Annotated in this window: 19 protein-coding genes and 1 tRNA gene; 8 read left to right on the top strand and 12 right to left on the bottom strand. The window is 59.4% G+C overall.

The window, feature by feature from the left end; all coding sequences use genetic code 11:
* Window positions 1-7: 7 nt before the first annotated feature.
* Window positions 8-1,246, top strand: coding sequence for an NAD(P)/FAD-dependent oxidoreductase (locus ROSMUCSMR3_RS13700; protein ID WP_081507652.1), 1,239 nt, complete (start codon window positions 8-10; stop codon window positions 1,244-1,246).
* A 33-nt stretch (window positions 1,247-1,279) separates the two neighbouring features.
* On the opposite strand, the gene ROSMUCSMR3_RS13695 is transcribed toward ROSMUCSMR3_RS13700, so the two are convergent.
* From ROSMUCSMR3_RS13695 to ROSMUCSMR3_RS13655, 9 genes are all read right to left on the bottom strand, one after another.
* A complete protein-coding gene (locus ROSMUCSMR3_RS13695) occupies window positions 1,280-2,500 on the bottom strand; it encodes a phenylacetate--CoA ligase family protein (RefSeq protein WP_081507651.1) in 1,221 nt (406 codons plus the stop codon).
* 41 nt (window positions 2,501-2,541) lie between these two features.
* A complete protein-coding gene (locus ROSMUCSMR3_RS13690) occupies window positions 2,542-3,366 on the bottom strand; it encodes an ABC transporter ATP-binding protein (RefSeq protein ID WP_081507650.1) in 825 nt (274 codons plus the stop codon).
* A 106-nt stretch (window positions 3,367-3,472) separates the two neighbouring features.
* Window positions 3,473-4,759: an ABC transporter substrate-binding protein gene (locus ROSMUCSMR3_RS13685; RefSeq protein ID WP_037296671.1), complete on the bottom strand. Its 1,287-nt coding sequence runs from the start codon at window positions 4,757-4,759 to the stop codon at window positions 3,473-3,475.
* Between the two features lie 100 nt (window positions 4,760-4,859).
* Window positions 4,860-5,936 (bottom strand): branched-chain amino acid ABC transporter permease, encoded by a 1,077-nt coding sequence (locus ROSMUCSMR3_RS13680; protein ID WP_081507649.1) that lies wholly within the window; start codon window positions 5,934-5,936, stop codon window positions 4,860-4,862.
* Complete coding sequence (locus tag ROSMUCSMR3_RS13675) at window positions 5,937-6,188, bottom strand: hypothetical protein (protein WP_008279179.1); 252 nt, start codon at window positions 6,186-6,188, stop codon at window positions 5,937-5,939.
* Between the two features lies 1 nt (window position 6,189).
* Window positions 6,190-7,176, bottom strand: a complete 987-nt coding sequence (locus ROSMUCSMR3_RS13670) for a branched-chain amino acid ABC transporter permease (RefSeq protein ID WP_081507648.1) — start codon at window positions 7,174-7,176, stop codon at window positions 6,190-6,192.
* Window positions 7,176-7,733 (bottom strand): hypothetical protein, encoded by a 558-nt coding sequence (locus tag ROSMUCSMR3_RS13665; RefSeq protein ID WP_157667301.1) that lies wholly within the window; start codon window positions 7,731-7,733, stop codon window positions 7,176-7,178. The genes ROSMUCSMR3_RS13670 and ROSMUCSMR3_RS13665 overlap by 1 nt, the downstream gene beginning before the upstream one ends.
* Window positions 7,726-8,544 (bottom strand): ABC transporter ATP-binding protein, encoded by an 819-nt coding sequence (locus ROSMUCSMR3_RS13660; protein ID WP_081507646.1) that lies wholly within the window; start codon window positions 8,542-8,544, stop codon window positions 7,726-7,728. The genes ROSMUCSMR3_RS13665 and ROSMUCSMR3_RS13660 overlap by 8 nt, the downstream gene beginning before the upstream one ends.
* 27 nt (window positions 8,545-8,571) lie before the next feature.
* On the bottom strand, window positions 8,572-10,518 hold the full coding sequence (locus ROSMUCSMR3_RS13655; protein WP_081507645.1) for an AMP-binding protein: 1,947 nt from the start codon (window positions 10,516-10,518) through the stop codon (window positions 8,572-8,574).
* Window positions 10,519-10,747: 229 nt separating this feature from the next.
* Between ROSMUCSMR3_RS13655 and ROSMUCSMR3_RS13650 the strand changes: the two genes are divergently transcribed.
* Both ROSMUCSMR3_RS13650 and ROSMUCSMR3_RS13645 read left to right on the top strand, forming a co-directional pair.
* Window positions 10,748-12,655: a PAS-domain containing protein gene (locus ROSMUCSMR3_RS13650; RefSeq protein WP_008279183.1), complete on the top strand. Its 1,908-nt coding sequence runs from the start codon at window positions 10,748-10,750 to the stop codon at window positions 12,653-12,655.
* Window positions 12,652-13,353, top strand: coding sequence for a response regulator transcription factor (locus ROSMUCSMR3_RS13645; RefSeq protein WP_008279184.1), 702 nt, complete (start codon window positions 12,652-12,654; stop codon window positions 13,351-13,353). Before ROSMUCSMR3_RS13650 ends, ROSMUCSMR3_RS13645 begins: the two co-directional genes overlap by 4 nt.
* A 7-nt stretch (window positions 13,354-13,360) precedes the next feature.
* Here ROSMUCSMR3_RS13645 and ROSMUCSMR3_RS13640 read toward each other — a convergent pair whose 3' ends face one another.
* Complete coding sequence (locus ROSMUCSMR3_RS13640; protein ID WP_008279185.1) at window positions 13,361-14,014, bottom strand: alternative oxidase; 654 nt, start codon at window positions 14,012-14,014, stop codon at window positions 13,361-13,363.
* Window positions 14,015-14,104: 90 nt separating this feature from the next.
* Window positions 14,105-14,422, bottom strand: a complete 318-nt coding sequence (locus ROSMUCSMR3_RS13635) for a 4Fe-4S dicluster domain-containing protein (RefSeq protein ID WP_008279186.1) — start codon at window positions 14,420-14,422, stop codon at window positions 14,105-14,107.
* A gap of 402 nt (window positions 14,423-14,824) precedes the next feature.
* Between ROSMUCSMR3_RS13635 and ROSMUCSMR3_RS21785 the strand changes: the two genes are divergently transcribed.
* Window positions 14,825-14,959, top strand: a complete 135-nt coding sequence (locus tag ROSMUCSMR3_RS21785; protein WP_257788534.1) for a hypothetical protein — start codon at window positions 14,825-14,827, stop codon at window positions 14,957-14,959.
* Between the two features lie 77 nt (window positions 14,960-15,036).
* Window positions 15,037-15,747, top strand: coding sequence for a calcium-binding protein (locus ROSMUCSMR3_RS21895; RefSeq protein ID WP_420541233.1), 711 nt, complete (start codon window positions 15,037-15,039; stop codon window positions 15,745-15,747).
* Here the strand turns inward: ROSMUCSMR3_RS21895 and ROSMUCSMR3_RS13630 are convergent.
* Window positions 15,700-15,774: transfer RNA gene (locus ROSMUCSMR3_RS13630), tRNA-Thr, on the bottom strand. The genes ROSMUCSMR3_RS21895 and ROSMUCSMR3_RS13630 overlap by 48 nt on opposite strands.
* An 85-nt stretch (window positions 15,775-15,859) precedes the next feature.
* On the opposite strand from ROSMUCSMR3_RS13630, the gene ROSMUCSMR3_RS21475 reads away from it, so the two are divergent.
* From ROSMUCSMR3_RS21475 to ROSMUCSMR3_RS13620, 3 genes are read left to right on the top strand one after another with little or no spacing between them, the layout of a single operon-like run.
* The gene (locus tag ROSMUCSMR3_RS21475) at window positions 15,860-16,027 is read left to right on the top strand and encodes a hypothetical protein (RefSeq protein ID WP_008279228.1); all 168 of its coding nucleotides are present in this window, start codon (window positions 15,860-15,862) and stop codon (window positions 16,025-16,027) included.
* Window positions 16,028-16,032: 5 nt separating this feature from the next.
* Window positions 16,033-17,301: a UDP-N-acetylglucosamine 1-carboxyvinyltransferase gene (gene murA, locus ROSMUCSMR3_RS13625; RefSeq protein ID WP_008279229.1), complete on the top strand. Its 1,269-nt coding sequence runs from the start codon at window positions 16,033-16,035 to the stop codon at window positions 17,299-17,301.
* Window positions 17,298-17,768, top strand: a complete 471-nt coding sequence (locus tag ROSMUCSMR3_RS13620) for a DUF2948 family protein (RefSeq protein ID WP_008279230.1) — start codon at window positions 17,298-17,300, stop codon at window positions 17,766-17,768. The genes murA and ROSMUCSMR3_RS13620 overlap by 4 nt, the downstream gene beginning before the upstream one ends.
* Window positions 17,769-17,871 lie beyond the last annotated feature (103 nt).

Below are 17,871 nucleotides of genomic sequence, written 5' to 3'. Positions count from 1 at the left end.
GCAAGTCATGTCGAGCAGGATCATTGTCATCGGCGCGGGCATCTGCGGGCTGAGTGCCGCCATCTGGCTGCGCCGCGCGGGCCATGATGTGACCCTGCTCGACAAGGATAGGCCGGGGGCCGGGGCGTCTTTTGGCAATGCCGGGCTCTTGGCGCAATGGGCCATCGTACCAGTCAACACGCCCGGCGTTCTGACGACAGGGCTGAAATACGCCCTCAACCCCAACAAGCCGCTTTTCCTGCAATGGTCCTATTTTCCACGCCTGATCCCGTGGTTGATGAAATTTGCGGCCAACGCCAATGATCGCGATACGCGGCGGATGGTGGCGGGGATCACAGGCATTGTCGCAGACAGCCTCGACCAGCATCTCGCCCTGACGCGGGGCACGCGCGCAGAAAAATGGGTGGCCTCCAGCGATTTCTCCTATGCCTATGAAAGCCGCGCCGATTTTGAGGCAGATGCCTATGGCTGGGCGCTGAAACGTGCAGCAGGCTATATCCCCGAGGTCTTGGAAGGCGGCGCAGTGCAAGAGGCAGAGCCAATTCTTGGTCCCGCCATCCGCTGCCTTGCAACACTCAAGGGGCATGGCCACATCCTCAATCCCGGCGCCTATATGGCCGATCTCGCAGCCGTGTTGCTGGACGAGGGCGGGCACTATGTGCAGGCCGAAGTACAATACATCACCCTGACCGATGGGCGGGTGAGCGCCGTCGAAACAGATCGCGGCACGATGCCCTGCGATGCGGCAGTGTTGGCGGCGGGCATCTGGTCTAAGCCGTTGATGCGAAAACTGGGCCTCAAGGTGCCACTAGAGGCCGAGCGCGGCTATCACCTTCATTTCACGGCCCCCTCTCAGATGCCACGCAATCCGATGATGATCACGACCGGAAAATTCGCGGTCAACCCGATGGCGCATGGGCTGCGCTGCGCGGGCACGGTGGAATTGGGCGGGATCACCAAAGGACCATCGCGCGCGCCCTTGGATCTCATCCGGCGCGGTGCGGCGCGTGCCTTTCCAGACCTGACCTATGAGGGGGTTGAGGAATGGATGGGCTTTCGCCCTTCCACCCCAGACAGCCTGCCGCTTATTGGCGAGATCGGGGGAACGGGCGTACATGCGGCGTTTGGGCATCAACATGTTGGCCTGACAGCCGGGCCCAAGACAGGGCGGATCGTGGCCGACCTTCTCAGCGGCAAGCGCCCGAATATCGACCTTGCACCTTATGACGCAAACAGATTTTCCTGACTGTGCCGCGATCTTTTCAACACTTCGTTGGCGTCACTCGTAGCTGCGCAAGTCTTCGATCACCTTGCCGTCATTGGGCAGGCTACCGGGCGGTACAATCTCGATCCGTCCCTTGAGCTTGAGCGTTTCAATCACTGATCCCGCAAAATGCTCGGCCTCACCGCCCGCAGTCTCGATGCGCACCGTCATCACATCCGCCTCACCTTCGCGGCTGGCAATCACGCGGGCGCGCGCAATACTGTCGTGTCGCGCCACAAGGGCGGCCACCTGTTCGGGACGCACGAACATGCCCTTGATCTTGGTTGTTTGATCGGCACGTCCCATCCAGCCCTTGATACGCAGGTTGGTGCGCCCACAGGGGCTTTCCCCCTCCATCACGGCGCTGAGATCGCCGGTGGCGAAACGGATGAGCGGGTAATCGGGATTAAGCGTCGTCACCACAACTTCGCCCACGTCGCCGGGGGCAACCGGATTGCCGGTGCCGGGCGTCACAATCTCGACGATCACCCCCTCATCCACAATCATCCCCTCCATCGCGGCGCTTTCATAGGCGATATTGCCCAAATCGGCGGTCGCATAGCATTGCAGACAGGCGATACCGCGCGCCGCATACTCCGCGCGCAGCGACGGGAAAAGCGCACCACCACCGACCGCAGCCTTGGTGATCCTGAGGGGCAAACCCATCTCGTCGGCCTTGTCGAGAATGACTTTGAGATAGTCGGGCGTACCGGCGTAGGCGGTAACGCCCACGTCATGCGCGGCGCGCGCCTGCAACTCGGTCTGGCCCGTCCCGGCAGGCAGCACCGCCGCCCCCACCGCCCGTGCGCCATTTTCAAAGATCATGCCGGCAGGGGTCAGGTGATAGCCAAAACAGTTCTGCACGATATCGCCGCGGCCCACGCCACAGGCATGCAGAAAGCGGCCCATCCGCCACCAGTCATGGCCAACGCCGCCCGGCTCATAAATCGGGCCGGGGGATTGAAAGATATGGGCAAACCCGGCAGCAGGCAGGCTGGTCAGCCCGCCAAACGGTGCCGCTGCCCCCTGCGCACGGCCCAGATCGGATTTGCGCAGGACCGGCAGGCGTGCCAAATCCGCGATCTCAGTAATCTGCGATGCGGCGACCCCATCAAGCGAACCACCATAACCGGGCAAAGCCTGCGCGCGGGCAATCTGTTCCGGCAGAGCGCGAGCTAAGGCCTCGGCGCGCGCCTCGGGACTGCGGGTTTCAAGAGGGTCGAAATACTGGGTCATGCCATTATCCTTGGGGGCGGTGTCTTGGTGCGAAGAATAGGTCACGCCAGCCAACGCTTGCGGCGCCGATAGCTGCGCACATCGCGAAAGCTCTTGCGCCCCTCGTCGGACATCCCGAGGTAGAATTCCTTGACGTCCGGGTTCTCGCGCAGACTGCGGGCGTCACCATCCATCACCACACGCCCCGACTCGAGGATATAGCCGTAATGCGCGAACCTGAGCGCGACATTGGTGTTCTGCTCGGCAAGCAAAAACGTATAGCCCTGCTCTTCGTTGAGCGATTTCACAATGCCGAAAATCTGCTCGACCAGTTGCGGCGCCAGCCCCATCGACGGCTCATCCAAAAGGATTGTCTCGGGGCGGCTCATCAGGGCGCGGCCAATGGCGCACATCTGCTGCTCACCGCCCGATGTATAGCCTGCTTGGCTCTTGCGTCGCTCCTTGAGGCGCGGAAAATAATCATAGACCATGTTGAGATCGGCATCAATTTCACCCCGGCTGGAACTGCGGGTGTACGCGCCGGTCAAAAGGTTCTCTTCGACTGTCAGATGCTCAAAACAGTGCCGCCCCTCCATCACCTGCACCACGCCCTTTTTAACCAGATCCGAGGGCATCAGATCCTGAACGCGCTCGCCGCGATAGGTGATCGTGCCCTTGGTCACTTCGCCACGTTCGGATTTGAGCAGGTTTGAAATCGCCTTGAGCGTTGTTGTCTTGCCCGCGCCATTCCCCCCCAACAGCGCGGTAATCCCGCCCTTGGGCACAGTCAGGCTGACGCCCTTGAGAACAAGTATGACGTGATTGTAGATCACCTCGATGTTGTTGACCTCAAGCAGGGTCTCGTCGCGTGGGGTGGCATCCAGCATCGCAATTCTCCGTCCCGGAAAGGCGGGCACGCCCGTCCTGATATTGCCAATAAATCCAAGGTGCCCCGGCCGCAGCACATACTGCGGCCGGGACAGGGTCACAGGCTTAGCAGCCCGGTGTGATCCCGCTTTCGGCAGCGAAGGCCGCGCTATCCTCAGCCACAAGCGCCGAGATGATCTCTTGATCCGACTGGAAGTAGTCAGTGATCAGCTTGAAATCACCCGCTGCGGCATCCCATTGCGACACGGCACCATAGCCGTTCCCGCCGTGGTTCTGACAGCTGACCTTGAACTCGGGGCCAAAGTTGGGCAGGCCCAACGCGGTCATCTTGGCCTCGGTCATCTCGAGGTTCTCCATGCCATCCCGCATCTGTGCCGCATTGATCGCGGTCACGCCATGCATCTCCTGCGCGGTCTTGATCGCCTCTGCAGCCAGCATCGCGGCATACATGCCCCGGTTATAGAGCACGCTGCCCACCTGATCGCCCGCACCTGCAGCCTTGCCAGCATCAACGACATGCTTGCGCAGATCGTCATAGAGCGGATAGTCATCGCCGAGGTTGTGGAAGGTCAGCGCCTTATAGCCATTGGCCGCATCGCCGGCAGGTTTCACGTCATTCTCAGAGCCAGACCACCAGATGCCGATAAAATTCTCCATCGGGAAACGGATATTCACCGCCTCTTGGATCGCGACCTGATTCATCACGCCCCAGCCCCACATCAGCACATAGTCAGGACGGTCGCGGCGGATTTGCAGCCACTGCGATTTCTGTTCTTGGCCGGGATGATCGACCGGCAGAAGGATCAGTTCAAACCCGTGCTTCTTGCTCAGCTCTTCCAGGGTGCGGATGGGCTCTTTGCCGTAGGCAGAGTTGTGGTAGACAAGCGAGACTTTCTTGCCGCTGATGTCGCCACCGTTCTGGTCAAGGATATGGGTGATCGCGTGGCTGGCACCATCCCAGTAGTTTGCGGGATAGTTGAACACCCATTTGAACACTTCGCCATTCTTGGCAGAGGTCCGGCCATAGCCCATGGTGTGCATCGGGATGCCATCAGATGTCACCTTGGGGATCAGCTGATAGGTGATGCCAGTGCTGAGCGGCTGATAAATCAGCGCGCCATTGCCTGCGGATTTGGTGGCTTCATAGCATTCCACACCCTTTTCGGTGTTATAGCCGGTCTCGCATTCCACCAGATTGATCTTTTCGCCGCCGATGCCACCATCACGCTCGTTCAGCAGGGTAAAGTAATCTTGGTAGCCGTCCGAGAACGGGATGCCATTCGCGCCATATGGCCCGGTGCGATAGCTGGTGTCGATGATCGTCAGCTCGGCGAGAGCCGGGCTTGCGACCAGCATGGCGGCGGTCAGGGCCGTCATCAGTCTCTGTCTCATCGGTTTATTCCTCCCTTGGTTTTTCCGATGTTTCGTCTTGAACGCGATGTCTTGCGCCCAACCTCCTAGGGTGGGTTTTCAGCCCACCAATGGCCCGCCCCTAATGTGGAAAGGGCCAAAGTCTGAGTTTTTCCTTGGCGACGCGCCAGAGCTGCGCCAGCCCATGTGGCTCGGCGATCAGGAAAATGATGATCAGCGCCCCCACGATGATGAACTCCAGATGCGCCGCAAGATCCGTGGGCCAGCCCAAACCGCCCACCAGCGTATTCTTGAGCAACACAGGCAGCAGCACGAGAAACGCCGCCCCCGCAAAACTGCCAAAGATAGACCCAAGCCCGCCGATAATCACCATGAAGAGCACGAGAAACGACTTGTTGATACCGAACGCCTCGCCCACCTCGACCGCGCCCAGATAGACAGCAAAGAAAAGCGCGCCAGAGATACCCACGAAGAACCCCGAAACCGCAAAGGCCGTGAGCTTCGCCTTGAGTGGGTTTACCCCGATGATCTCGGCGGCAATATCCATATCGCGAATGGCCATCCATTTGCGCCCCGCCATGCCGCGCGTCAGGTTGCGGGCGATGATCGCGGCCGCCACGGTAAAGACGAGGCAAAAGAGATAGGCCGACCAAGGCGGATTATTGGCACCGGTGACGGCAATCCCGAATACCGTCCGCTCAGGCGCAGTAATCTGGCCAGACGCCGAGTAGTTGTAGAACCAGCCCACACGGTTGAACAGCCACACCAAAAAGAACTGCGCCGCCAAGGTCGCCACCGCGAGGTAAAACCCCTTGATCCGGAGCGAGGGCAGGCCAAAGAGCACGCAGACAATCGAGGTGATGCCCCCCGCAAGGATGATGTGAAAGAAGATGCTGACCTCTGGAAAGGCAGTCATCAGCTTGTAGCTGGCATAGGCCCCAACCGCCATGAAACCGCCCGTCCCAAGCGACACCTGCCCGCAATATCCCACAAGGATATTGAGACCGATGGCCGCGATGGAATAAATGAGGAACGGCAGAAAGACCGCGTTGACCCAGTAGTCGTTGATGACAAACGGCACCACGGCAAAGGCCGCGACCAGCACTGCGTAATAACGATACCGATCAAACCGGATCGGAAAGGTCTGGCTGTCCTGCTCGTAGGAGGTCTTGAAATCCCCTGCTTCCCGGTAAAACATCTAGAGAACCTCCCCATGAATATCATCCTCGCGCTTGATCGCGCGATTGGCTGGCCGGGCATAGCCCGTCGCCTCGGTGTGGCGCACCAGCCAGAGATAGGCGAGCATGCCCACGCCCCCGCCCATGGCGGCCAAAAGCGCCGCTATGACCATCTGCCCGGTGTTCTCTACCTGTGCCGAGAGAGCCAGATAGCCAAACGACCAGAACCCGGCCCAAGCGATCACATTGACGATGGCAATCAGCTTTTGCATCTTACACCCTCTCGATGATCTTTTCGCCGAACAGGCCCTGTGGCCGGAACACGAGGAACAGAAGCGCCAGCACATAGGCGAACCAGTTTTCAGTGGCCCCGCCCACCAGCGGACCGACGGTGAACTCGAACAGCTTTTCGCCGACACCGATGATCAAACCGCCCACAATCGCGCCGGGGATCGACGTAAAGCCGCCCAGCATCAGCACTGGCAGCGCCTTGAGGGCAATCAGCGAGAGCGAGAATTGCACGCCCGATTTGGTGCCCCACATGATCCCCGCCACAAGCGCCACAAAGCCCGCCAGCGACCAGACCATGACCCAGATGAAATTGAGAGAGATACCAACCGACAGCGCCGCCTGATGGTCATCCGCCACCGCACGCATGGCGCGCCCCTGTTTGGAGTATTGCGCGAAGATAACCAGCGCGATCACCAGAAGCGCCGCAACACCGGTCGCCACCAGATCTAGATTGTCGATAAAGAACCCATAGCCAAAGATGTTGAACGTGGTCTCGTCAATGATCAGGTTGATGCCTTGCGGCAGTCCAACATCCAGCTTCTTGATGTCGCTGCCCCACATCATATCCCCGAAACCTTCAAGGAAATAGGCCAGACCAATCGTCGCCATAAAGAGAATGATCGGTTCTTGGTTCACCAGATGCCGGAAAATCAATTGGTTCACGATCCAGGCGAGCGCCACCATCACGACCATGGTCAAGAGGATCGCCGCCAGCCCCGGCAGGTGCCAGCCGAAGTGATGGATCTCGGTTCCGAAAATCGCGTTGATAAGATGGCTGAAGGGCACACGCCCTTCCATCATCCCCACCAGCGTCATCGCCGCAAAGAGCGCCATCACCCCTTGGGCATAGTTGAAAATGCCCGAGGCCTTGTAGATGAGCACAAAACCAAGAGCGACCAGCGCATAGAGCACCCCGGCCATGAGGCCGTTCAAAACGACCTCCATCCCGAAAATCAACTGATCAGGCATTAGCGGCACTCCTCTGGGAAAAGATTGCAGGCGAATTCGGTTTCGACGACGTGAAACGCGACAACGCTCGTGAAGCTCAACGATGGGTTGCCCGCAAAGTTCATCATGACGTGGACAAAGTTTTTTTCAGTCGTGTGAATGGCCCCGGACGCCGCGCCAAAATCCTCGATCTTCGTCCCGGCGAGCGGAGCGGTGGTCAATTCTGCCGTACCCCGCAGACCCTCATAGCGACTGATCCGGTCCCAAATCTGAATTGCATCCTCGGTCGAAGCTCTGAAGCTAAAGACCCTACAGGCATCACCGCCCTGTCGAATACCTAGAACATGCTGCGCCTGCGCATCGGTCCACAGCGTCCAGCTTTCAAAAGACTCGCCGATATTGCGGCCAAGCTGTTCGGACTGCTCCGAGGTGAACTGTGTTAGATCGGCAGTCACAGGCGTGGTCGCATCCTTGATCGGGGCGAGGCAGCGCTCTTCCAGAAATGTAGCGAACTGATCCGATGGCGCGGCATTGGCTGCGATTGGCAGCATGCCGGCCATCACCAATGCCCTAATCATGCGCCACCCCCAGATAGGCGCCGATCACGTCTTGATTGCTGCGCACTTCGTCGGGGGTGCCGTCGCCGATTTTCTTGCCATAATCCATCACGACCACCCGGTCGCTCAGGTCCATGACCACGCCCATGTCATGCTCGATGAGGGCAATCGTGGTGCCGAATTCGTCGTTCACATCGAGGATGAAGCGGCTCATATCCTCTTTCTCTTCGACGTTCATGCCCGCCATCGGCTCATCTAGCAGAAGGATCGACGGCTCTGCCGCAAGCGCGCGCGCCAGTTCCACCCGCTTTTTCAGACCATAGGGCAAACGGCCCACCGGGGTCTTGCGGATATGTTGGATTTCAAGAAAGTCGATAACCTTTTCAACGACTTCACGGTTAGCAACCTCTTCCCGCTCGGCCCGACCCTTCCAGATCGCTTGCGCAAAAAGCCCCGCCTTCATCTCTCGGATGCGGCCCGTCATCACGTTGTCGAGCACGGTCATGCCTTCAAAGAGCGCGATGTTCTGGAATGTGCGGGCAATGCCTTGTTGTGCCACCTGATAGGGCTTCATCGGCGGTCGCCGCGCGCCCTGATACCAGACCTCGCCTTCTTGCGGGTGGTAAAAGCCGCTGATCACGTTCAGCATCGAGGATTTACCAGCCCCGTTCGGCCCGATGATGGCGCGGATTTCGCCCTGACGGATGTCAAAGCTGATGTCCTTGATCGCAACCACACCGCCGAACCGCAGGGTGATGTTCTTCATCTCCATCACCACGCCGCCGATCTTGCGACCGTCCTCGGTGGTGTAGCCTTCGCTTGCGTCAAGCATGACAGCCCCCTTGTTGCACCGGCCCGCTCATTCTGCCGCCACCCTTTGCATCGTCGCCACCGAGGCCACCTTGGCATCGACGATCTTGAGCGTCGCGCTGATCGCCCCCTTGCGGCCATCCTCATAGGTCACTTCAGTGGTGGTGTAGATTTCAGGCGACCCGTCATAGAGCGCGGTCAGCAGGTCATCGAATTTCTCAGAGATCACACCACGCCGCACCTTGCGAGTGCGCGTCATCTCGCCATCGTCGGCATCCAGTTCCTTGTGTAGCACGAGGAAGCGATGCACCTGGCAATGCGACAGCATGGGATCATCCGCGAGGCTGCGATTGACCTCTTCCACATGGGATTTGATCGTCTCCAACACCTTGGGATGCCCGGCCAATTCCTGATAGGACGCATAGCCGATATTGTTCCGCTCGGCCCAATTTCCGACTGCCGTGAGGTCGATGTTGATAAAGGCGGTGCAGGCGTTGCGCCCGTTGCCAAAGACGACCGCCTCGAGAATATTGGGATAGAACTTGAGCTTGTTTTCCACATATTTGGGCGCGAACATCCGGCCATCAGCCATCTTGCCCACATCCTTGGCGCGGTCGATGATCCGTAGATGCCCACTGCCTTCCTCGAAAAATCCGGCATCACCGGTGGCGACCCAGCCTTCGGAGTCTTTGGTTGAGGCCGTGCTTTCAGGATTCTTGTAGTAATATTCAAACGTGCCCGCTGAACGATAGAACACCTCGCCGGTGTCGCTGATACGGATTTCCACGCCGGGGGCAGGCACGCCCACGGTATCGGAGCGCACTTCGCCATCGGGTTGCAGGGTGATAAACACCGAAGCTTCGGTTTGCCCGTAGAGTTGTTTGAGGTTGATGCCAAGCGAGCGGTAGAAATCGAAAATCTCCGGCCCAATCGCCTCACCCGCAGTATAGCCCACGCGCACGCGACCAAGGCCAAGCGTGTCCTTGAGTGGACCATAGATAAAGAGATTCCCAAGCCGGTATTTGAGGCGGTCCAGACCGCTGACCGGCTTACCATCGAGGATCGCAGGGCCGACGCGGCGGGCATGGGACATGAAATGGTCAAAGAGCCATTTCTTGACACGGCCCGCATCCTCCATCCGGATCATCACATTGGTCAACTGCGTCTCGAACACGCGGGGCGGCGCAAAGAAATAGGTGGGCCCAATTTCACGCAGGTCGGTCTGCATGGTCTCTGGGCTCTCAGGACAGTTGACACAAAACCCGCACCAATAGGCCTGCCCGATGGAGAAAATGAAATCGCCCACCCAAGCCATCGGCAGATAGGCCAGCACCTCTTCGTCCTTGGTCAGATGGTCAAACTCGGAAGACGATTTGGACGCCTCGATGATGTTGCGATTGCTCAGCACCACGCCCTTGGGCTTGCCCGTGGTGCCCGAGGTGTAAAGCATGACGCAAACGCTGTCATAGGTCAGTTTCGCGCGTCGCGCCTTAAGATCTTCGATCCATTCGTAATAGGCGGCGCGGCCCTGCTCCTGAATGTCGATGAAGCGGTGCAACTTGTGGTGATCATATTTGCGCAAGCCGCGCGGATCGACATAGATCATATGCTCCAGTTGGTGCAGCCCCTCCTGCACCTCGATCAGCTTGTCGACCTGTTCTTGATCCTGAACGATGGCAAAGCGTGCCCCACAATGCTCCATCACATAGGCCATCTCGGGGGCGGCAGCATCTTGGTAGAGCGGAACGGGGATTGCACCGACAGATTGCGCGGCGACCATGGACCAGTAGAAATGCGGACGGTTGCGGCCGATGACGGCGACGAAATCGCCCTCATTCACACCAAGATTGATGAGCCCGAGCGCAAGCGCCTCGATCTCCTTCTCGGCCTCGGCCCATGTCCAGCACTGCCAGATCCCATATTCCTTTTCGCGATAGGCCGGTCTATCGGCAAATCGCGTGGCGTTACGTTGCAAGAGCGCCGGAACGGAATCCATCCCGTCCGTCGCTTGTGACGGCTGTGCCAAGTTATATCCTCCCTTTGCTCGCCTGCGCGAACATCCGACCACCTAGGGGCGATTCTTCTTCCCCCAGAGGGTGCGAGGATCACACTCGCCGTCAACTTTTTCCTGAACATTTCGCAATCCTTACGAATTGTAACAGGCCCAAGATTGGCCTTTGCGGACCGGTTTTCCGGTGTTAGCCAAGATGCGGGAGGAGACTGTAATGGGTACAAGCCGCGCCGATCATGACGCCATGACGATGGCCGGCCTGAACCTCATTCAGCAGGCGCTTACGATCTATGACCGGGATTTGCGCCTTGCGGTCTGCAACCGACGGTTTCAAGAAATGTTTGCCCTGCCTGATGTGCTGGTGACACCGGGCGCCGATTTCGCGGATACGATCCGCTATCTGGCAACGCGCGGCGATTATGGCGACGTGGGCGATGTGGAAGGGTTCGTAACGACCCGCGTCGATATCGCCCGCGCGTTCGAGCCGCATTACATGGAGCGCACGCGCGCCAATGGCCGCACCATCAGCGTCGAGGGCACGCCGCTGCCGCAGGGGGGATGGGTCACGGTCTATACCGACATCACCCGTGCCAAACGACAAGAGGCGTTGTTGCGCGCCCGTTCAGAAGAGTTGTCCGATCAATTGGTCGGTTATTCAGAAGAGCTGTCTGCCACCAACCGACAGTTAGAGGCCACAATCACGGCCCTCGAAGAGGCCAAGCGCCAGATTTCCGAGGCCGAGGCCCGCACCAGAATGACCGCCGAGATGATGCCCGCCCATATTGCGCATGTCGGTCCAGACCGTTGCTATACCTATTCCAACCGGCGGCTTACCTCGGTCATGCCCGGATCACGCGCCGATCTGATCGGGGTGCACGCGGCGCAGGTTCTCGGGCCACAGCCGTGGTCGATTATAGGTCCCGAACTGGACAAGGCCTATGCCGGACAGGCTTCGGTGTTCGAATTCACCCATGAGCCCAGTTCACGGCGTATCCGGGTGGCGCTGACCCCGGATCACACCAGTGGCGGGGTTTACATCCTGTCGATGGACATCACCGAAGAAAGCCAGACACGCGCCGCCCTGCAACAGACGCGGCGGCGGGAAATGGCGGCACAACTCACTTCGGGCCTTGCGCATGATTTCTCAAACCTCTTGACGATCATCCTTGGGATGCAGTCGCGCCTTGGCCGCATGGGCCTAAAGCCCGAGGCGCAGGAATTGATCAACGCCACCCTCGCGGCGGCGCGGCGAGGTGGCGGGCTGCTCAATCGCATCGCCGACATGACCGGCCCGCGCGAGCATGAACCCGTGCCCACCGATCTTGCCGCCTTTCTCGACGATCTAGAGACACTGGCGCGCTCGGCCCTGCCCACGGGTATCGCTTTTGAGATCATCTGCGTCGGCCTTGCGGATCGCTATCTGCTGGATCCCGGCATGTTGCAGGACTCGCTGCTCAATCTGGTGCTGAACGCCCGCGATGCCTGCGCAGGAAGTGGCGCAATCACCCTTACAGCCCAGCCGGTGCAGGATACATGGCTCGAGCTTGCCGTGGACGACACCGGGCCCGGGTTCAGCCCCGAGGCGCTCAAACATGCGCTTGATCCGTTTTTCACCACGAAGGGTGGCGAGGGATCGGGGCTTGGCCTGCCCATGGTCTATGACATGACCAAGCTGGCGGGCGGGCGTATCCTAATGGGCAATACCGACACAGGCGGGCGCGTGGCGCTGCGCTTGCCCCTGCGCCGCGCGGCGGCGGCGCGTCCTCCGGGCCTTGTTCTTTTGGTCGAAGACAGCCCCGATCTGCGCTCTACCCTGCGCGATATGTTGCGGGGCGCAGGCCATAGCGTGATTGAGGCCGCCAGCGTGGACGAGGCCGCAGCGCTGATCGCCAATCTGCCGGAAATCTCGGCCGTTCTGTCGGATATCGTGCTTGAGGGCAACCGCACCGGAATTGATCTGGCGCGACTGCCCCGACGCGGTGATTGCGCGCTCGTGCTGATGACCTCGTTGCCCCCAGACGATCCGCTACACCGGCAAGCGGCAGACCTTGCCCCGGTGCTGCGCAAACCCTTTTCCGCCGCACAGCTTGACGCGGCCCTCAACACCGGAGCGCAGCCATGACAGCGCCGCTTGTGGCCATTCTTGATGATGAACCGGCGATCCGTTCAATGCTGGCGCAGGCGCTTTCCGAGGCGGGATTTCGCACCATGGCCTTTGGCCGCGCCACAGAGTTCGAGGCCGCCTTGCGCAGCACCACGCCCGATGTTTGCCTTGTCGATCTGTCGCTGCCAGATCGTGACGGGCTGAGCCTTGTGCATCGGTTGGCATTGGAGCAGGGGGCAACGGTGATCATCATCTCGGGCCGCGCACAGGTGCAGGACAGGGTGACAGGGCTGGAACTGGGCGCGGATGACTATATCATCAAACCGTTCGATCCCGCCGAAGTGGTGGCACGCGTCCGCGCCCGACTGCGCCGGGGCATTCCCAGTACACAAACCGGCGAGGTGGCGCGGTTCAACGGCTGGGTCGCACATTTTGACCGCTACATGCTTGAAGATGATACGGGAACGGAAACGCCCTTTTCCCATGCCGAAGGAGAGGTGCTGCGCCTCTTTCTGGAACGTCCCAAGCGCTTGATCTCCCGCCAAACGATGCAAGAGACGCTTGGCGGCGCGGCAGGTGAAAGCTTTGACCGCGCCATGGATGTGCGCATCTCGCGCCTGCGCACCAAACTGCGCGAAGACCCCAAGAACCCGCGCCTGATCAAAACGATCTATGGCGCAGGCTATATTTTTCTGGGGGATGTAAGTTGGGGCTAAGGCTCCGTTACGGGTGCCGCCCTTCCATGATCTGATTGGCAAAGCCGTGGTTTGTGTCACGGTGATGCGCCTCATCAGCGCGCACAGCGATGACGACGTCGCGCAAGCGCGCATCTTGGGACAGCTTCCAGTAGTCGATCGCGATTTGCGGTGCCGGCACATTATCCTGCCGTCCGGCATCAATCTCTGCCAGATATTGCGTATAGCTGACCACCGCCTCTTCCTCGAGATAGCCCACAATCCGATGCGCCGTGCGCGGAGCAAGGAGGTAGGTGAAGAAGAACACGTTATAGAAAATCGCCTGCGCTATCATGATCAACCACCGCTCGCCGCGTGACGGCTGCGCGATTTGGACAAAGGTCATCAAATGCATGCGCTCATTCTCGGCCTCATCTAGCAATTCGCGGATCCAACCCTGATCTTCGCGGATGTGCCGTAATGATTTGAGATGCTGCAAGAGCCCCCCCACCATCCCCGGCACGGCAGCCACAGTTTCAAGCACCACAGCACGATGCCCGTAGCGCTTTGAGAAAAAGGCGTCGGCAAAAACCCGCATGATTTTCACAATCCGCAGCGCGATCCGATCATGGATATCGCGCGGACTATGGTGAACCTCCAGTGTTGCGGTCTCGTCGGTCTCAAATTGCCTTTCGGGTCTCATCTTTCACTCCATTCATGGCTAAGTGTCAGATGGGGATGAAAGATGACTCTTGAATGCGACATATCGTGCCGCCCACAAACGCGTCAAACGTCAGCCAGCGCGCTGCCCTAGGCCGTCGCCCTTCAGAATGCGTTCCAGCCCAAGCCGCGTTTCCTTTGTCAATTCGATGGCACCACGGGTGCAGACATCGGCGCAGAGGCCACATCGGCCGCAAGCGTCAATCGCGGTCACAACTGGCAAAACCTCTTTATCAAGGGCGACAATCGCCTTTGGGCACACCGCAACGCAATCGCCGCACCCCGTGCACATATCGGCCAGCCGCCATTCCCGCACCGTTCCGGGCGGGCGCGGCAAGACAGCATGACCTTCGGAACTTGGCAGGGAACGATCCCGCAATTCGTACCACATGGCCTCCAGCCTCCTCCGTCCGGACCGTCAAACCTCTCAACCTCGTAAAAATGAAAAAACAGGACGACCGACTCGCCCATGATGTAGATCAATCCATACTGCGGAAAAAATTTGATCTGTCACGCGGCGGCGCGGCGTTTGCGATACCACCGGGCGTATAGCGCTTGGATGTTCCTAACCTTTGCCGCCTGCGTTAGGTAAACTAAAGTCTTTTCAGGGTCAGAGAGGCGTTGTGATGGATGATTTTGCGAGCGATGTCAGCACCACCGGACGTATTGAACCGGGGGAAGCGTAACCGGCACCATTGACAACCAAGACGACCGCGATTGGTTCGCCATTAGCCTGCAAGAAGGCACCGCCTACAGGTTTGGTCTCAAAGGCGCGCTTTCGGGGCAAGGAACATTGCTCGATCCTTTTCTGGGGCTGTACGATGCGGATGGCCACCCGCTTGTCCAACCGCTCGCAGCCGTCAATTTGATCGGCAGCGATGATGCCGAGACGCTGACAGACGGTTTGGGGGATGATGCGTTGTCGTGACTTGGCGGCGATGGGGTGACGGTATCCGCGCCGGGCAGGGCAATGATTTCGGATCAGGCGGAGAAGGCGCAGATCGTATGTCTGGCGGCGCAGGCCGGGATATTGTCTTGGGTGGCTACGGCAACGACATGATCGGTGCCGGTTTTGACGCTGATCTTGTCTATGCCGGACGTGGTAACGACAGCGTTGGCGGCGGTTCCGGGGGTAACATCCTGTTTTTGATCGCGGGCAATGACACCCTCACCGGTGGCCAGTCTTCTGATGTGTTTGTCGTCAATACCTTCACTGCGGGCGGAATCGACACGATTGCGGATTTCAATCCAATCGCATTTAAAACCAGTGCTTTCTTTACTCCGCCATCAAGCAGGTTGCAGTTTCATATCGGCGTCGATCCTGACGAACTTGATCCGTTGACCGCATTCGCCAGTCTTGACACCAGCGACGCGGACACAGGCGCGACGATTACGATCGCGGAACATACAGTTGTTTTTGAGGGCGTTTTTGCCGCCGACATTTCGGTCGGAGATTTCATCTTTTTATCGGGTCCGATGGACGCTGGCATTTTGGAAAAACCCATGCTCCGGGTGCCAGCCCCGAACGTGGCGGATGTTGGGACTCACATGGTTTTCAGAGCCGGGGGAAACATCCGCTTTCGGGACGCCAGTTTTGGCGTTCATTGCCGTAACCATTCACTGCCCCTGCGGGCAAGTGGCATGATCGCGGTATTTACAAGATTTAACTGGTGCTGCTGGGGAGGATTGAACTCCCGACCTCGTCATTACCAATGACGCGCTCTACCACTGAGCTACAGCAGCACGTGTGGCGCGCTGATTAGACGCTAATCGCTGATGGCGCAAGGGGTAACTGGACGGTTTTTCACACCTCCTGTAAGAGAGAGCCATGAGCAAAAAACAAACACCGGATAAAGGCGCGAAACAGAGCCCAAGCCGCGAGGACAGGCTGAAATCGGCGTTGAAGGCCAATCTCGCACGGCGTAAGGCGCAGGTACGCGCCAAGGCGGACGGCCTGTCCACGCCAAAGCCAACCGGTACAAAGGATGAGGGGTAGAGCAGATGGATTCGATCGTCGTCACAGGCAATGGGCCGCTTGAAGGACAAATTCCCATCGCGGGGGCCAAGAATGCCTGTCTGACGCTGATGCCCGCCACATTGCTAAGCGATGAGCCGTTGACCCTGACCAATGCGCCGCGTCTGTCGGATATCAAGACAATGACAACGCTGCTGCAATCCTTGGGCGCAGAGGTGGTGCAGATGCAGGGTGGGCAAGTTTTGGCGCTGTCGTCGCATAATCTGAACAACCACGTCGCCGACTATGACATCGTGCGCAAGATGCGGGCCTCGATCCTCGTGCTGGGGCCAATGCTGGCGCGGGATGGTCATGCTGTGGTCTCGCTGCCGGGCGGATGCGCCATCGGAGCGCGGCCCGTTGATCTGCATTTGCGCGCATTGGAGGCGATGGGTGCCGAACTTGACCTGCGCGAGGGCTATGTACATGCCAAGGCCCCCGGCGGCCTGAAGGGGGGAATGTTCGAATTCCCCATCGTCTCGGTCGGGGCCACGGAAAACGCCCTGATGGCGGCGACCTTGGCCAAAGGTACGACCGTGCTCAAGAATGCTGCGCGCGAGCCTGAGATCGTTGATCTGGCCCACTGCCTGCGCCGCATGGGCGCGCAAATCGAAGGCGAAGGCACAGGCACGATTACCATTCAGGGGGTAGACCGGCTTGGAGGTGCGACGCATCCCGTGGTGGTCGACCGGATCGAGCTTGGGACCTATATGCTGGCCCCGGCGATCTGCGGAGGTGAGGTAGAATGCCTCGGCGGACGGCGGGATCTTGTGGGCGCTTTTTGTGACAAACTTGAAGAGGCGGGCATCAGCGTCACCGAAACTGACGCGGGTCTCAAGGTCAGCCGCAAGAATGGCAAAGTGCGCGCTGTCGATGTAGTGACAGAGCCGTTTCCGGGCTTCCCCACAGACCTGCAAGCGCAGATGATGGCGCTGATGTGCACCGCCGAAGGCACCTCGGTACTGGAAGAGCGTATCTTTGAAAATCGCTTCATGCATGCACCGGAACTGATGCGAATGGGTGCGAAAATCGACGTGCATGGCGGCACCGCCACCGTAACCGGCATTGATCGCCTCAAGGGCGCGCCGGTGATGGCCACCGATCTGCGCGCCTCGGTGTCGCTCATTCTTGCGGGGCTGGCGGCAGAAGGCGAAACCATCGTCAACCGGGTGTATCACCTTGATCGCGGCTACGAGCGGGTCGAGGAAAAGCTGGGCAACGTCGGCGCCAAGATCGAAAGGATCAGTGGCAAATGACCGAAGACGCCAAATTCGAAGACGGGCGCGAAGCCCCTCTTAATCTGGGCGCGATAGAAGAGGACGACCTAAAGGTCATCTCATCGCTCGCACAAGACGCGGTCTTTCCCATCACCGAGATGACGTGGCGACCGGGCCAGCGGCGCTTTGGCCTTTTGCTCAACCGCTTTCGTTGGGAAGATCAGGGGCTTAAGCGACATGGGCCGGAGCGGGTGCAGGCGCTCTTGGTGGTGGACAATGTGCTGCGCGTGGCCAGCCAAGGCATCAACCGGCATGACAAAGACACGATCCTGTCGTTGCTCGCGATCACCTTTGAGCCGGGGTCGGAGGGGGCGGGTCATGTGCTTTTGACGCTGGCGGGTGACGGCGCGTTGCGCCTAGAGGTCGAGGCGCTCGAAGTCACGCTCAAAGATGTGACGCGGCCCTACCGCGCGCCATCAGGCAAGGTGCCGCACCACGAGAGCTGAGACGCTTGGCATAGCGCAGAATTTGAGTATTTGGACCAAGAAGAAGACCGGGGCTTGAGACAGTGGCCACGCACCGCTATGTCCCCCGGCGAAAGGAACCGCA

It is taken from the genome of Roseovarius mucosus (assembly GCF_002080415.1).
Taxonomy (GTDB): Bacteria; Pseudomonadota; Alphaproteobacteria; order Rhodobacterales; family Rhodobacteraceae; genus Roseovarius; species Roseovarius mucosus_A.
Note: the sequence above shows the minus strand (reverse complement) of the source record. Positions and strands in the feature narration are given on the sequence as shown.